This is a genomic window from Pseudomonas tensinigenes, from assembly GCF_014268445.2.
Classification (GTDB): Bacteria; Pseudomonadota; Gammaproteobacteria; order Pseudomonadales; family Pseudomonadaceae; genus Aquipseudomonas; species Aquipseudomonas tensinigenes.
The window spans coordinates 2,697,382-2,712,375 of sequence record NZ_CP077089.1 but is presented as its reverse complement, the minus strand read 5'-3'; the positions used below and the strand labels follow the sequence as shown (position 1 = coordinate 2,712,375).

At 60.6% G+C, this 14,994-nt stretch carries 17 protein-coding genes; 9 read left to right on the top strand and 8 right to left on the bottom strand.

The window, feature by feature from the left end:
- Positions 1–127 precede the first annotated feature (127 nt).
- Complete coding sequence (pcsA, locus tag HU718_RS11940; RefSeq protein ID WP_007919592.1) at positions 128–850, top strand: phosphatidylcholine synthase; 723 nt, start codon at positions 128–130, stop codon at positions 848–850.
- Positions 851–974: 124 nt separating this feature from the next.
- Here the strand turns inward: pcsA and HU718_RS11935 are convergent, their stop codons facing one another.
- The gene (locus tag HU718_RS11935; protein WP_186614214.1) at positions 975–1,787 is read right to left on the bottom strand and encodes a class I SAM-dependent methyltransferase; all 813 of its coding nucleotides are present in this window, start codon (positions 1,785–1,787) and stop codon (positions 975–977) included.
- 33 nt (positions 1,788–1,820) lie between these two features.
- Positions 1,821–2,093, bottom strand: coding sequence for a DUF4242 domain-containing protein (locus HU718_RS11930; RefSeq protein WP_186614212.1), 273 nt, complete (start codon positions 2,091–2,093; stop codon positions 1,821–1,823).
- Between the two features lie 225 nt (positions 2,094–2,318).
- On the opposite strand from HU718_RS11930, the gene HU718_RS11925 reads away from it, so the two are divergent.
- On the top strand, positions 2,319–2,780 hold the full coding sequence (locus HU718_RS11925; RefSeq protein ID WP_186614209.1) for a GNAT family N-acetyltransferase: 462 nt from the start codon (positions 2,319–2,321) through the stop codon (positions 2,778–2,780).
- Positions 2,781–2,797: 17 nt separating this feature from the next.
- Here HU718_RS11925 and HU718_RS11920 read toward each other — a convergent pair whose 3' ends face one another.
- From HU718_RS11920 to HU718_RS11910, 3 genes are read right to left on the bottom strand one after another with little or no spacing between them, the layout of a single operon-like run.
- A complete protein-coding gene (locus HU718_RS11920; protein ID WP_186614207.1) occupies positions 2,798–4,009 on the bottom strand; it encodes a cytochrome c biogenesis protein DipZ in 1,212 nt (403 codons plus the stop codon).
- Between the two features lie 37 nt (positions 4,010–4,046).
- Positions 4,047–4,301, bottom strand: a complete 255-nt coding sequence (locus HU718_RS11915; RefSeq protein WP_150729969.1) for a hypothetical protein — start codon at positions 4,299–4,301, stop codon at positions 4,047–4,049.
- Between the two features lie 29 nt (positions 4,302–4,330).
- Positions 4,331–4,594: a DUF2790 domain-containing protein gene (locus HU718_RS11910; protein ID WP_102902755.1), complete on the bottom strand. Its 264-nt coding sequence runs from the start codon at positions 4,592–4,594 to the stop codon at positions 4,331–4,333.
- A gap of 297 nt (positions 4,595–4,891) precedes the next feature.
- On the opposite strand from HU718_RS11910, the gene HU718_RS11905 reads away from it, so the two are divergent.
- Complete coding sequence (locus tag HU718_RS11905; protein ID WP_102902756.1) at positions 4,892–5,632, top strand: response regulator; 741 nt, start codon at positions 4,892–4,894, stop codon at positions 5,630–5,632.
- On the top strand, positions 5,629–6,939 hold the full coding sequence (locus HU718_RS11900) for an ATP-binding protein (RefSeq protein WP_186614205.1): 1,311 nt from the start codon (positions 5,629–5,631) through the stop codon (positions 6,937–6,939). The genes HU718_RS11905 and HU718_RS11900 overlap by 4 nt, the downstream gene beginning before the upstream one ends.
- A gap of 125 nt (positions 6,940–7,064) precedes the next feature.
- On the opposite strand, the gene HU718_RS11895 is transcribed toward HU718_RS11900, so the two are convergent.
- The gene (locus HU718_RS11895) at positions 7,065–7,817 is read right to left on the bottom strand and encodes an HvfC family RiPP maturation protein (protein WP_186614203.1); all 753 of its coding nucleotides are present in this window, start codon (positions 7,815–7,817) and stop codon (positions 7,065–7,067) included.
- Positions 7,810–8,649, bottom strand: coding sequence for an HvfB family MNIO-type RiPP peptide maturase (locus tag HU718_RS11890; protein ID WP_186614201.1), 840 nt, complete (start codon positions 8,647–8,649; stop codon positions 7,810–7,812). Before HU718_RS11890 ends, HU718_RS11895 begins: the two co-directional genes overlap by 8 nt.
- A 412-nt stretch (positions 8,650–9,061) precedes the next feature.
- On the opposite strand from HU718_RS11890, the gene HU718_RS11885 reads away from it, so the two are divergent.
- Positions 9,062–10,108 (top strand): class I SAM-dependent methyltransferase, encoded by a 1,047-nt coding sequence (locus HU718_RS11885; protein WP_186614476.1) that lies wholly within the window; start codon positions 9,062–9,064, stop codon positions 10,106–10,108.
- A 54-nt stretch (positions 10,109–10,162) separates the two neighbouring features.
- Entirely contained in the window at positions 10,163–11,005 is an 843-nt protein-coding gene (locus HU718_RS11880; RefSeq protein WP_186614199.1) for an NAD-dependent protein deacetylase, read from the top strand.
- A 199-nt stretch (positions 11,006–11,204) separates the two neighbouring features.
- Here the strand turns inward: HU718_RS11880 and HU718_RS11875 are convergent, their stop codons facing one another.
- Entirely contained in the window at positions 11,205–12,092 is an 888-nt protein-coding gene (locus HU718_RS11875; protein ID WP_102902761.1) for a LysR family transcriptional regulator, read from the bottom strand.
- A 292-nt stretch (positions 12,093–12,384) separates the two neighbouring features.
- On the opposite strand from HU718_RS11875, the gene HU718_RS11870 reads away from it, so the two are divergent.
- The 3 genes from HU718_RS11870 to HU718_RS11860 are packed head-to-tail and all read left to right on the top strand — an operon-like array spanning position 12,385 to position 14,966.
- The gene (locus HU718_RS11870; RefSeq protein ID WP_007919568.1) at positions 12,385–13,083 is read left to right on the top strand and encodes a CoA transferase subunit A; all 699 of its coding nucleotides are present in this window, start codon (positions 12,385–12,387) and stop codon (positions 13,081–13,083) included.
- A 24-nt stretch (positions 13,084–13,107) separates the two neighbouring features.
- The gene (locus HU718_RS11865) at positions 13,108–13,773 is read left to right on the top strand and encodes a CoA transferase subunit B (RefSeq protein ID WP_122599988.1); all 666 of its coding nucleotides are present in this window, start codon (positions 13,108–13,110) and stop codon (positions 13,771–13,773) included.
- Between the two features lie 11 nt (positions 13,774–13,784).
- Complete coding sequence (locus HU718_RS11860; protein WP_186614196.1) at positions 13,785–14,966, top strand: acetyl-CoA C-acetyltransferase; 1,182 nt, start codon at positions 13,785–13,787, stop codon at positions 14,964–14,966.
- The last annotated feature ends 28 nt before the right edge of the window (positions 14,967–14,994 follow it).

Here is a 14,994-nt window from a genome sequence, read left to right as displayed (position 1 = left end):
AGATTGATCAATGGTGAACCTTATCCCGGCCAGACCGGTCGATAGCTGCAACCCCGACTCGGTTTGCCGGCGCCCTTGTTGCCCAAGGGTGATACCCGGCTTGCTTCACTTTCTGGAGAACGCCCCCGTGATATCGACCGTACACATCGCCAGGCTCAAAGCATGGGGCGCCCATGGTTTTACCGCGACTGGCGTGGTCACCGCTTTTCTGGCCACCCTCGCCCTGTTGGAAAACCAGCCGACCCACTGCCTGATGTGGCTGGGCGTGGCGCTGATTGTCGACGGACTTGACGGCGCGCTGGCGCGCAAGGTCAACGTGCAATCGGTGCTGCCGAGCTTCGACGGTTCGATCCTTGATCTGGTGATCGATTACCTGACGTATGTATTCATTCCGGCACTGTTCATCTATCGCTACATTCCGTTGCCCGATTACACCCTGCTGCTGACCGTGTCGCTGATTCTGGTGTCGTCGCTGTTCTGCTTCTGCAACGTCAATATGAAGAGCAAGGACAACTACTTTGTCGGGTTTCCGGCGGCGTGGAATGTGGTCGCGCTGTGCCTTTACATCATCGGGCCGGGGCCGTGGATCACTTTTCTGACGGTGATTGGTCTGGCGCTGCTGACCGTGACGCGGATGAAGTTCCTGCACCCGTTCCGGGTACGCCGGTTCATGCCGATCAACATTGCGGTGACGGCGATCTGGCTGCTGTGCAGCTTGTCGCTGGTACTCAACCATCCGGTGATCAACCCGTTGGTGATGGGCTTGTGGTTACTGATGTCGGCGTACTTTCTGGGGATCTGCATCTGGCGCACGGCGCTGGAGTGGTTTGATCGGCCGCAGGTGAAATAGGCTCCAGAATCCAACACACATCCAATGTAGGAGTGAGCCTGCTCGCGATAGCGGTCTGTCAGCTGAATATTTTTGACTGAAAGACCGCTATCGCGAGCAGGCTCACTCCTACAGGGATCTTCATTCAGCGTTTGGTGATCACCACCTCCAGATACTCACTCGGCACCACCAGCGAAGCCTCCCCCGCCCGGTTCAAACGGTTGAGCAAATCCGCCAGATCATTTTCCAGCGCCTGCCCGCTCTCCGGCGGCAGTGCCGCGAAGGCCTTGTGCACCGGCCCGTACCAATGGCGAAAAATATCGATGAAATGCGCGGCCGAGCGATAGCGAAAATTGAACTCGCGCCGCGTCACGCGCAGCAGAAAATCGCGGTCATCGAAATGCTTGTGCAGCCACGCATCGGAGCCCCAATTCGACGGCGGTTGTGCACCGGCAGGTGGCGGCAGATGCCGGCCGAGAATCTTGAACATCTGGCCAACGAAACCTTCCGGGGTCCAGTTGGCCAGACCGATCCGCCCGCCACGACGACAAACCCGGCCCAGTTCGGCAGCGGCCTTGTCCTGATCCGGCGCGAACATTACGCCAAAGGTCGACAGCACGGCGTCATAGCTCTCGTCGGCGAACGGCAGTGCCTCAGCATCGGCGACCTGAAACGTCACATCGAGATGCTCCGCACGGGCACGGTCCTGGCCGCGTTCCAGCAGTGCTGCGACGTAATCGGTCGAGGTGACCAGGCAACCGCGCCGCGCCGCCGCCAGCGTTGCATTACCGTTGCCGGCAGCGACATCCAGCACCTCCTCGTCGCAACGCAGGTCGCAGGTTTCGGCGAGGTTTTCGCCGACAATTTGCAGGGTGGTGCCGATCACGGCGTAGTCGCCACTGGCCCAGGCGACTTTCTGGCGTTCCTTCAGGGCAGTCAGATCAATCGGGGTACTCATGACAGTGAGCTCCGCTACAAATTGGATCAGTGATTATTCGGCCGTAGTAGGGTCAATGACCGTCATCACACGCGCCACACTGTTGGCAGGAAAGCCACCAAGCTTGGCGTGTTCACGCACCTGCTCTTCATCCGGCGCGATGTACACGCAATAGATTTTGTCTGCGGTGACATAGCTCTGCAGCCATTGCACCTGCGGGCCGAGTTCACGCAACACGTCACAGGACTTGTGCGACACAGCTTTGAGTTCTGCTTCCGACAGCTTCCCGGCCCCTGGAATCTCGCGTTCAATCACGAATTTAGGCATGGCAACCTCGCGCTCTTGTTATGGGGCAAGGCCGGCAGTGACCCTGCTCACGCACTATCGCGCCGAGACCGCTCGGCGTCCCTGCCAATCGTCTGGCAACCCCGTAAAACCGGGGGTTTGCCGATGAGCGGTGGAAATCTGTAAAGGGTCTGGAACACCTTGAGGATTGCCAATGTTCGGGGATTGGTTTCTGATGCGTTCTCGCTTCTGGAACGGATTCGACTGATGTCACTGCAAATCGATTGGCTCGCTCATCACCTGCACCACAGCGACCGTTATGCTCAATGGATCCACGAACAATTCCCCTACGAATACGTCGATCACCCGCTGGCCGCATGGCAGCGTGAATTTGCCGAGGGGCAAAGCAATGGCGACTGGTCCTGCCTGATCGCCATGGACGGTGAACATCTGCTCGGCGGCGCCGCGCTGGCACGCGATGACCTCGACCTGCGTCCCGACCTCGGCCCATGGCTGGCCTGTGTGTTCGTCAGCCTTGAAGCACGCGGGCAAGGGCTGGCGGAACGTTTGATTGCAGGGATTTGTCAGGAGGCGAAAGACTGCGGCTTTGCGCGCCTGTATCTGCACACGCAGAACAAGCAGGACTACTACGCCAAGCGCGGCTGGCAAGTCCTGGAGCGTTTTCGCGCCTGGGATAACGAACAATGGCTCATGGTCCGCGACCTCTGAGCCATTGCTGTTGCTGATCAGGCCGCAGGCGCCTTTGCCTCTTGCAGCAACTGCTGGATCATCTGCTCCTGCGCTTCGTAGCGACCTTCGCCGAAGTGGCTGTAACGCACCTGCCCCTTGGCGTCTATCAGGTAATGCGCCGGCCAGTACTGATTGTCGAAGTTGCGCCAGATCGCATAGTTGTTGTCGATGGCCACCGGGTAGGTGATGCCAAGCTTTTTCACCTGATCCTTGACGTTGTCGATGATCCGCTCATAGCCGTATTCCGGGGTGTGTACGCCGATCACCACGAGACCGTCCTTCTCGTATTTCTTCGCCCAGTCTTTGACGTACGGCAGGGTGTGCTGGCAGTTGATGCAGTCGTAGGTCCAGAAGTCCACCAGCACCACTTTGCCGCGCAGGGACTCGGCGCTCAGCTCGGGCGAGTTCAGCCATTGCATTGCACCGGCCAGTGATGGCATCGCGCCTTTGCCCTGCTCCATCGGCGAGTCCGCGCGGACTTTGCTGATGAAGTAGTCGACCACTTTCGGCACATTTTCCAGAACGCTTTTTTCGACACTCGCCACACCCTCAGAGGAGGTGTTCGCCAGCAAGGTTTTGTCGAAGCCAGTAGCAATCACCGCTGCCGTCGCCAGTACCGCAACTCCGGCACCACGACGCAACCAACCGGTGAACGGGATCGACGGTTTCAGGTGATTGACCAAGCCGCGTCCGGTGAAAATCAACGTACCCAGCGACAGCGCACTGCCGGCGCCGTAGGCCAGCAGCAACAGACTGGTCTGCGCGTTGGCGCCTTGCAGCATGGCACCGGTGAGAATCACGCCGAGGATCGGCCCGGCGCACGGTGCCCACAGCAGCCCCGTGGCCACGCCGAGCATGATCGAACCCATCGGCCCGGTCTTTTTCCGAGTATCCGGGTCAAGGCGGTTGCCCAGCATCACAAAGGGACGTGTCAGCCAGTCACCGATGCGCGCCGATATCAGCGACAGGGCGAACACACTCATCACGATCAGCGCAATGTAACGGCTGCTGTTGCTGGCCTGAATGACCCATTCGCTACTGACCACAGCGAGGCTTGAGATCAGCGCGAAGGTCAGGGCCATGCCACCGAGTGTGAGCAGAATCGAAGTGCGGCTGCGTTGGGCGCCGGCAAACAGAAACGGCACCACCGGCAGGATGCAGGGGCTGAGCACGGTCAGCAGACCGCCGAGGAATGCGATGAGGTACATAGTGATTCACCCTTGATCAATGAACGTGATGAGCCGTTCAGGCGCTCTGGCTTTCCAGCCAATGACTCTGCGGCGTACGGCTGGCGCCGTTCTCGGCAACCATCTGGCCCTGTGGCGTGCGACTGGAGCCGTCCGCAGCAATCAAGCCATCGCTGCCCTGCTTGGCCACTGGCGTCAGTTGGAAGCAGGTGCTGCTGTGGCAGCTATGCTGTTCAACCGCAGCATTGGCATGGGCGGCAACGCCGGCGAGAGAGAAAACGATGGCAGTCAAAAAGCGCGATACGTTGTTCATGGCTGTTTCCTTCTATAAAGAGTGATGACTTAGTTGTCGTTGTTGCAGCCGTCGGCAAATTTGCTGTAATCGAGCACGCGGGTCTGACCGGCCGAATCGAGGTAGGTCATGCGCGCCTCGACGATCCCGCAATTCACCGAGTTGTCCTGTTTCAGCGAGAGCACTTTCTGGATATCCAGGTGGGTGCCGTAGGTGTAGGTTTGCGGGGTGACAGCTGCTTCGGCGCGGGCCGACAGCGTGCAGATGTTCAGCGCGGCAAACAGGCAGGCGGCGATTACGGATTTGTTGTTCATGGCGTTTTCCTCAAGGCTTCAGGGGGTTTGAGCCGAGGCGATCTGTGTGGGCCTCGATGGAGCCTATTTGAGGCTCGCGAGGTATCGCGTCTGTGTCAGGAAAAGCCACCTTTCAATCGCTGTGTATCCCGGTCGGCGGGGGATACACAGCGATACAAAACCCTGAAAAAACTGCGTTTTTGCGTGTTCATGTATCCGTTGTCACGGCAGATACACTGCAATACAAAGGCAGGCAGGCGAGCCGCGCGAGGCTCGATAGACTGCACGGCATTCCCCTTTGATAGAGGTTCGAACCCGATGGAACATGTCGATCACATTCTCATCGTCGACGACGACCGCGAGATCCGTGAACTGGTGGGCAACTACCTGAAGAAAAACGGCCTGCGCACCACGGTGGTCGCCGATGGCCGGCAGATGCGCAGCTTTCTCGAAGCCAACACCGTTGACCTGATCGTGCTCGACATCATGATGCCCGGCGACGATGGCCTGCAGCTGTGCCGCGAACTGCGCGTGGGCAAACACAAGGCCACGCCGGTACTGATGCTGACCGCGCGCAACGATGAAACCGACCGCATCATCGGCCTGGAAATGGGCGCCGACGATTACCTGACCAAGCCGTTCGCTGCCCGCGAATTGCTCGCGCGGATCAACGCCGTGCTGCGCCGCACGCGGATGCTGCCGCCGAATCTGGTGGTCACCGAGGCCGGTCGCTTGCTGGCTTTCGGCCGTTGGCAACTGGACACCTCGGCCCGTCACTTGCTGGACAAGGACGGCACCATGGTCGCCCTCAGCGGCGCCGAATACCGTTTACTGCGAGTGTTTCTCGATCACCCGCAACGGGTGCTCAGCCGCGATCAACTGCTCAATCTGACCCAGGGCCGTGACGCTGATCTGTTCGACCGCTCGATCGATTTGCTGGTCAGCCGTTTGCGTCAGCGTCTGCTCGATGATGCGCGCGAACCGGCCTACATCAAGACCGTGCGCAGCGAGGGTTATGTGTTCTCGCTGCCGGTCGAGCTTCTCGGTGCCCCGGCATGAGCGTCGGTCTGCACTGGCCACGCACCCTCGCCTCGCGCCTGTCGCTGATTTTTCTGATCGGCCTGCTGCTGGCCCAGGCGCTCTCGTTCGGCGCGCAGTATTACGAACGTTACCAAAGCGCCAAGAACACCATGCTCGGCAATCTGGAAACCGACGTGTCGACCTCGATTGCGATCCTCGATCGCTTGCCTGCCGAAGAGCGTCCTGACTGGCTCGAGCGTCTGGCGCGAAGAAATTATGGCTACCTGTTGAGCGAAGGCGAACCGGGCATGCCAATCGAGGCCGGTGATGTGCCGGTGGCCGTCACCTCGATCACCGAAGCCATTGGTGAACGCTATCCGCTGACTTTCACCGACATCCCAGGGCCGAAGAAACACTTTCAGGGCCATCTGCGTCTGAGCGACGGCAGCCCGGTGACCATCGACGTGCGCCCCGCCATGGTGCCGTTGTCACCCTGGTTGCCGGCGGTCTTGCTCGGCCAACTGGCGTTGATGATCGCCTGCACCTGGCTGGCGGTGCGCATCGCGGTGCGTCCATTGACGCGCCTCGCCAACGCCGTGGAAACCCTCGACCCCAACGCCCACCCGATCAACCTCGACGAAAGCGGCCCGACCGAAGTGATCTACGCCGCCCGTGCATTCAACGCGATGCAGGCGCGCATCGCCGCTTACCTCAAAGAGCGTATGCAATTGCTGGCGGCGATTTCTCATGACCTGCAAACGCCGATCACGCGGATGAAACTGCGCGCCGAACTGATGGACGATTGCGTCGAGAAAGACAAGCTGTGGAATGACCTCAGCGAGATGGAACATCTGGTGCGCGAAGGCGTGGCCTATGCGCGCAGCATCCATGGCTCGACCGAGGAAAGCCGCCGCACCAACATGGATTCCTTCCTCGAAAGCCTGGTGTTCGACTATCAGGACATGGGCAAGCAGGTGCAACTGGTCGGCAAGAGTGCGGCGGTCATCGACACCCGCCCCCATGCCTTGCGCCGGGTGCTGGTGAATCTGACCGACAACGCGCTGAAGTTCGCCGGCGCTGCCGAAGTCTGGGTCGAAGCCAACAAGGGCAGTCTGGCGATTACCGTCATGGATCGCGGCCCGGGCATCGCCGATGCCGAACTGGCGCAGGTGCTGCAACCGTTCTATCGCGTGGAAAACTCGCGCAATCGCGATACCGGCGGCACCGGACTGGGCTTGGCCATCGCCCAGCAACTGGCCATGGCGTTGGGCGGCTCGTTGACCTTGAGCAACCGCGAGGGCGGCGGGTTGTGCGCGGAACTGAAACTCCCCCTGCACTCCCGATAACAGCGAAAATCCCTGTGGGAGCGAGCCTGCTCGCGAAGGCGTCCTGTCAGTGGATGTTCAAGTTGACTGACAGATCGCTTTCGCGAGCAGGCTCGCTCCCACAGTGTGCGGCGTGGTTTAAGTGTTCAAGATGCCAGACCGATCACCTGGTCCTCATGCATCTTCTGCAACAACGCCAGGCCATTGTCCATAAACGAAGCGCTCGCCGACTGTCCGGCCTCTTGCGCCAGACCTTCCAACTGCTCGCGCCCGGTCAACGACGCAAACACAGTGACGCGCTGCAGCAAGCGCCAGGCCAGTGGACTGAGCTCGGAAAACTTCACACTCCAGTCCGCCACACGCCACACCAGCAACAGCGTCGGTTGAGCCGGTGGCGTGACGGGCTGATTGTGGGGATCAAGTTCATGCACCGGCCAGACATACGCCAACGGCCAGGCCAGTGCCGAGATCAGCAACGGGCGTTCCAGCAATAACGCCGGATCGGTCGCCGGCAGCGCCTGAGCATCGGACTGCTGCAAAACCATCTCGACCCATTCGTAATGCGCCAGCTCCAGCAGAAACGCCGGCCACTCACCTTCGCGCATTACCTGCGGTTGCGTGGCCAGATAGTCGAGAAAAGTCTCGGCAATCTCGCCAAACTTTGGGGTCTGCGCCCGCCAGTCGCGCAAAAAGCCGCGCACCAGCAGACCCCAGCGTTGCTCACCGATGATCTGGATCAGCACCGGAAACGTGCCGCTCAACAGTTGCGATACGTTGTTGAACACCAGATCGCGATAGACGTTGACCCGCGCCGCATTCATGTCGGCCGGCGGCGATTGATGCTCGGGGTCGCGCAAATATCGGGTCAGCGCCTGTTGTTGCAGTATCAGGTTATCCACGATGGTTGCCCCCCGACTGCAAGTGGCGAATGGTTTGCAACTCGGTGACCAGTTCGGAGAAAGCCGGAAAATTGAAATCTCGCTCAAGCAGCGTTGGCTTTGCGCCAAATCGTGCGTAAGCCTCGGCCAGCAGTGACCAGACCTGCGGTTTAACCGAGGCACCGTGGGTGTCGATTTTCAACGTGTCGGACTCATCGAAATGCCCGGCCACATGCATGCCGACCACCCGGCCCGGCTCGATAGCGGCGAGAAACGATTGCGGATCGAAGCCGTGGTTGATCGCATTGACGTAGACATTGTTGACGTCCAGTAGCAGGTCGCAATCGGCCTCGCGCAGCACGGCATTGGTGAAGGTCACTTCGTCCATGTCCTGACGGGGGGCGGCGTAGTAGGAGACGTTTTCCACGGCCAGACGCCGACCAAGAATGTCCTGAGCCTGACGGATTCGCGCGGCGACGTGGTGCACTGCCTCTTCGGTGAACGGCAATGGCAACAGGTCATAAAGATGCCCGTCATCGCTGCAATAACTCAGGTGTTCGCTGTACAGCGGCACGTTGTAATGGTCGAGAAACACCCGGACCTCCTGCAAGAAGCCGAGATCCAGCGGTGCCGACCCGCCAAGTGACAGCGACAGACCGTGGCAGGACAACGGATAGCGTTCGGCCAGTTCACGCAATGCCGCACCATGGGCACCGCCAACGCCGATCCAGTTTTCCGGAGCGACTTCGAGAAAGTCGAAATCGCCGGTGTTAGCCGCTTGCAGATCTTTCAGCAGGCCACGGCGCAGGCCGAGGCCGACGCTGGGTTGCGCTAATAAGGGAAGCGTTTGCATGGGATGTACCTCAGCAGTGATTTTGCCGAGTTGAACCGCCGGCTGTATCACCGCTGTGTGCAAATGACCGGGCATTTGCAGCACTGTGTATCCCGCGATGACGGCGATACACGGTGATACAGACTCACTGCCGATCAATATTGTGGGAGCGAGCCTGCTCGCGAAAGCGTCGGCACTGCCAATATAAGAATTGCCTGAAATGCCACCTTCGCGAGCAGGCTCGCTCCCACAGGTTTTCGTTGTTCACAAATACAGCGCCAGCCCCGGACCGGGGCTAGACTCATTCATTACCCAGTCGAGGGGGCCGCAGGACGTCAGCCGTGCCCTGCCCAACTCCGTGACCACCGCCCGGTGGCGCACGCCTCGACCCTCGACGCCGCCGGACCGTGATCCTGTTTCAGGAGCACACATGATGGACGAGGCGAAGCTCAACCAATTCATGGGCAAACTGGTCAACGACATGGGCGGCGCGGCGATGCTGGCCAATGTCATCGTCGGCGAAGAACTCGGCTTGTACCGGGCCATGGCCGACAGTCAGCCGATCAGTGCCGATGCCCTCGCGGCGAAAACCACCTGCAACCCGCGTCTGGTGCGCGAATGGCTCAGCGCTCACGCGGCATCGGGTTACATGGAGCATCACGACGGCCAGTTTCGTTTACCGGAAGAACAGGCGCTGGCCTTAGCCGTCGAGGACTCGCCGGTGTACGTCGCTGGCGGTCTCGGCGTGGTGGCATCGTTTTTCCATGACAAGGACAAACTGGTCAAAGCCATGCGCGGCAACGGCGCCCTGCCTTGGGGCGACCACCACCCGTGCATGTTCACCGGCACCGAGCGATTCTTCCGGCCCGGCTACAAAGGCCATCTGATCGCCGAATGGCTGCCGGCGCTGGACGGTGTGGTGGCGAAACTCGAGGGAGGCGCCAAAGTCGCCGACATCGGCTGCGGTCACGGCGCCTCGACGGTGATCATGGCCCAGGCGTTCCCCAACTCGCGTTTCGTCGGCTACGACTATCACGCCCCTTCGATCACTGTCGCCACCCAACGCGCCGAAGAAGGCGGGGTCAGCAGCCGGGCGAAGTTCTTCCAGGGTTCGGCGAAGAGCTACCCCGGCAACGACTACGACCTGATCTGCTATTTCGACTGCCTGCACGACATGGGCGACCCGGTCGGCGCCGCGCGTCACGCTTATGACTCGTTGAAGGACGACGGCACGGTGTTGCTGGTCGAGCCGTTCGCCAACGACACGCTGGACGACAACATCAACCCGGTCGGACGACTGTTCTACGCGGCCTCGACGTTTATCTGCACACCGAACTCGCTGTCGCAGGAAGTTGGCCTCGGCCTGGGCGCGCAGGCGGGGGAAATGCGTTTGCGCAAAGTGTTTGTCGAGGCCGGGTTCAAGCACTTCCGCCGCGCCACGCAAACACCGTTCAACCTGATTCTGGAGGCGCGCAAGTAACCCGCGCGGGTCGCGTGCTAACCTGCTGGCACTGCCCACTTCGGAGCGCTGACCATGCTCGACAGCCCGACCCGCGACCACCTCGACACACTGCACAAGTTGATGGCAGATGGCGATTTCATCGTGTTGACCGGAGCCGGCATCAGCACGCCGTCGGGCATTCCGGATTACCGCGACAGCGACGGTGTGCGTCGTGGCCGGCAGCCGATGATGTACCAGGAATTCCTCGCAGCCCCCGAATCGCGCCGCCGCTATTGGGCGCGGGCCATGCTCGGTTGGCCGAGGGTGCGTCAGGCGCAGCCGAATGCGGCTCATGAGGCATTGGCCGGTTTGCAGCGCCATGGCCTGATCAGCAACTTGATCACCCAGAACGTCGACACCCTGCACGATCAGGCTGGCAGCCACGATGTAATCGAACTGCACGGCAGCCTGCATCGCGTCCTGTGTCTGGATTGCGGTCAGCGCAGCGAGCGCGACTCGATTCAAAAATTGATGGAACAGCAAAATCCGTATCTGGCCGGGGTCGATGCCGTGCAGGCACCGGATGGCGACACCCTGCTCGACCCGGCGTTCGAGGCGCGTTTTCAGGTGCCGCAGTGTCCGCATTGCGCCGGTGAACGGATGAAACCGGACGTAGTGTTTTTCGGCGAGAACGTCGCGCAGCAGACGGCGGCTCAGGCGATGGCGGCGGCAGAAAGTGCGGCGGGGATGTTGGTGGTGGGCTCTTCGTTGATGGCGTATTCGGCGTTTCGTTTGTGCCGGGTGATTGCCGATCGCGGCAAGCCGCTGATTGCGATCAATCTGGGCAAGACCCGGGCGGATGATTTGCTGGATTTGAAAATTGAAGCGTCGTGTGAACAGCTGTTGCCCCTGTTGGTCAGGGAGCTGGACCGGTGAGTTGCTGCACTCTGTGCTCGACTCAGGAGCCAAGCCCCTCACCCTAGCCCTCTCCCAAGGGAGAGGGAACTGACCGAGTTGTTCTCACGCGATACATCAACCTGAAAATTTCGAGTCGAACTCAGGATTTGAGAAATCCTCGATTGGCTCCCTTTCCCCCTCGCCCCTGGGGGAGAGGGTTGGGGTGAGGGGGTAGATCTCACAGTCGCCCGAGATCTTCAGCCTTGAGAATATCGAACAACGCCTGCGCCGCTGCCGACAGTTCATTGCCCGGCTCGGTCAGCACACCAATCGCCCGCTCCACCGAGTCATCCAGGGTCAGACAGTGGGCGCCCAGCTCCTGCATCTGCTCGGCGCACAACGCTGGCACGGCGCTGACGCCCAGACCACTGGCGACCATCCGCCCGACGGTCGCCAATTGATGGCTCTCAAACTCCACCGGCAACTTCATGCCCCGCGCCTGCAAGTGCTCTTCGAGCATCACCCGCACCGTCGAGGGCCGCTGCAACGTGATGAACGGCTCCTGCAACAACGTCTGCCAGTCGATCTCGCCGCGCTGCGCCAGTGGCGAATCCTTCGACACCACTGCGACGAAGCGATCCATGTATAACGGCGTAAACGTCATTGAAGTGTTCTGCATCGGCTCGAACGCCACGCCCAGTTCAACCTGGCGATCACGAACCATCTCCAGCACTTGCTCGTTGATCACGTCATTGACCGTGACATTGACGTTCGGATAACGCGCACGAAAGGTCTTGAGGATCGGCGGCAGCAGGTTGCCGGCAAACGACGGCATCGCCGCCAGCGTCACCCGCCCGCGCTGCAAGCTGAAGCGCTGGCGCATTTCGTCTTCGGCGTTGTCCCAGTCGGCGATCAGCCGTCGCGCCAGTGGCAGCAAGGATTCGCCTTCGGCCGTCAGCGCGACGTTGCGTGTATTGCGGCTGAACAGGCGCCCGCCGAGGCCCTCTTCCAGCGCTTTGATGGTCAGGCTCAAGGCTGATTGCGACAGGTGCAGGCGCTCGCAGGCCACGGCGAAGCTGAGGCTCTGGGCCACGGCGAGGAAGGCGCGGATCTGTTTGATGGTCATGCTCGCTTCGCTCCAGTTGTAAGCTACAAGCGTTAAGCGGCAAGCCATGATGATCGTTCCCACGCTCCTGCGTGGGAACGCAGCACGTGACGCTCCGCGTCACTGGACGCGGAGCGTCCCTAGAGGCATTACCACGCGGAGCGTGGGAACGATCAAAGCAGCACGCCATAACGCGACTATTGAGCTTTATCAATCAATCGACCTTAAAAATCAACTTAACAAATATATCCACCAGCGCGACACTCCAACCATTCGGCTAGCCAGCCGCCCGCAAATAATAAAAGAGGTGCATATGGCAGGTTTCGACAAGCGCGTGAGTTCCTACGAGGAAGCCCTGGCCGGGCTTGAGGACGGCATGACCGTCATCGCCGGCGGCTTCGGTCTGTGCGGCATTCCGGAAAACCTGATCGCCGAGATCAAGCGCAAAGGCACCCGCGACCTCACCGTCGTCTCCAACAACTGCGGCGTCGACGGTTTCGGCCTCGGCGTGCTGCTCACCGACCGTCAGATCAGCAAAGTCATCGCCTCTTATGTCGGCGAGAACAAGCTGTTCGAAGAGCAACTGCTCAAGGGCGACATCGAAGTCATCCTGACCCCACAAGGCACCCTCGCCGAGAAGATGCGCGCAGGCGGCGCCGGCATTCCGGCTTTCTTCACCGCCACCGGCGTCGGCACTCCGGTTGCCGAAGGCAAGGAAGTGCGTGAATTCAAGGGTCGCAAGTACCTGATGGAAGAATCCATCACCGGCGACTTCGCCATCGTCAAAGGCTGGAAAGCCGACCACTTCGGCAACGTCGTCTACCGTCACACCGCGCAGAACTTCAACCCGCTCGCCGCCACCGCCGGCAAGATCACCGTGGTTGAAGTCGAAGAAATCGTCGAACCCGGCGAACTCGACCCCTCGCAGATCCACACCCCGGGCATCTACGTCGATCGGGTCATTTGCGGCACGTTCGAAAAACGCATCGAACAGCGCACCATCCGCAAATAATTCAGGCTGACGGAGAATAAAAACATGGCACTTACCCGCGAACAAATGGCTCAGCGCGTCGCCCGCGAAATGCAGGATGGCTTTTACGTAAACCTCGGCATCGGCATTCCGACCCTGGTCGCCAACTACATTCCCGAAGGCATGGAAGTCATGCTGCAATCGGAAAACGGCCTGCTCGGCATGGGCCCGTTTCCGACCGAAGACACCATTGATGCCGACATGATCAACGCCGGCAAACAGACCGTGACCGCACGCATCGGCGCGTCGATTTTCAACTCCGCCGAGTCCTTTGCGATGATTCGCGGCGGCCATGTCGATCTGACCGTGCTCGGCGCGTTCGAAGTCGACGTCGAAGGCAACATCGCCTCGTGGATGATCCCCGGCAAACTGGTCAAGGGCATGGGCGGCGCGATGGATCTGGTGGCCGGCGCCGACAACATCATCGTGATCATGACCCACGCATCGAAGGATGGTGAGTCGAAACTGTTGGCCAAATGCAGCCTGCCGCTGACTGGCGCCGGTTGCATCAAGCGCGTGCTGACCGACCTCGCCTACCTGGAAATCGAAAATGGCGCTTTTGTCCTCAAGGAACGCGCACCTGGCGTCAGCGTCGAGGAAATCGTCGCCAAAACCGCTGGTAAACTGATCGTCCCGGATCACGTACCGGAAATGCAGTTCGCTGCCCAGTGAGGAATTCGAAAATGCAAGACGTCGTAATTGTTGCCGCCACGCGTACCGCGATCGGCAGTTTTCAGGGTTCGCTGGCCAGCGTGTCCGCGGTGGATCTGGGCGCGGCGGTGATCCGCCAGTTGCTCGAGCAGACCGGGCTGGACGGTGCACAGGTTGATGAAGTGATCATGGGCCAGGTGTTGACCGCCGGCGCCGGCCAGAACCCGGCACGGCAGTCGGCGATCAAGGCTGGCTTGCCTCACGCTGTGCCAGCGCTGACCCTGAACAAGGTCTGTGGTTCGGGCCTCAAAGCTCTGCACTTGGGCGCGCAAGCGATCCGTTGCGGCGACGCTGAGGTGATCATCGCCGGCGGTCAGGAAAACATGAGCCTGTCCAACTACGTGATGCCGGGCGCACGCACCGGTCTGCGCATGGGCCACGCGCAAATCGTTGACACCATGATCAGCGATGGTCTGTGGGATGCGTTCAACGATTACCACATGGGCATCACCGCCGAGAATCTGGTCGACAAGTACGAAATCAGCCGTGAGCAGCAGGACGCCTTCGCTGCCGCGTCGCAGCAGAAAGCCGCTGCAGCGATTGAGGCCGGTCGCTTTGTCGATGAGATCACCCCGATCCTGATCCCGCAGCGCAAAGGCGATCCGGTAGCCTTCAAGGTCGACGAACAACCACGCGGCGATACCACCGCCGAATCCCTGGCGAAACTGCGTCCGGCGTTTAAAAAGGACGGCAGCGTTACTGCGGGCAACGCCTCGTCGCTGAACGACGGCGCCGCCGCCGTGATTCTGATGAGCGCGGAAAAAGCCAAATCCCTCGGCCTGCCGGTTCTGGCAAAAATCGCCGCCTACGCCAACGCCGGCGTTGATCCGGCAATCATGGGCATCGGACCGGTGTCGGCCACCCGCCGCTGCCTCGACAAGGCTGGCTGGAACATCGACCAGCTCGACCTGATCGAAGCCAACGAAGCCTTCGCCGCGCAATCGCTGGCCGTGGCCAAGGATCTGCAATGGGATCTGGACAAGGTCAACGTCAACGGCGGCGCCATCGCCCTCGGTCACCCGATCGGAGCCTCGGGTTGCCGCGTGTTGGTGACCCTGCTGCATGAAATGATCAAGCGTGATGCGAAAAAGGGTCTGGCGACCCTGTGCATTGGCGGCGGCCAGGGTGTGGCGCTGGCGCTGGAACGCGCATAACCAGAGTTCAACAGTGAATGGCGGATCC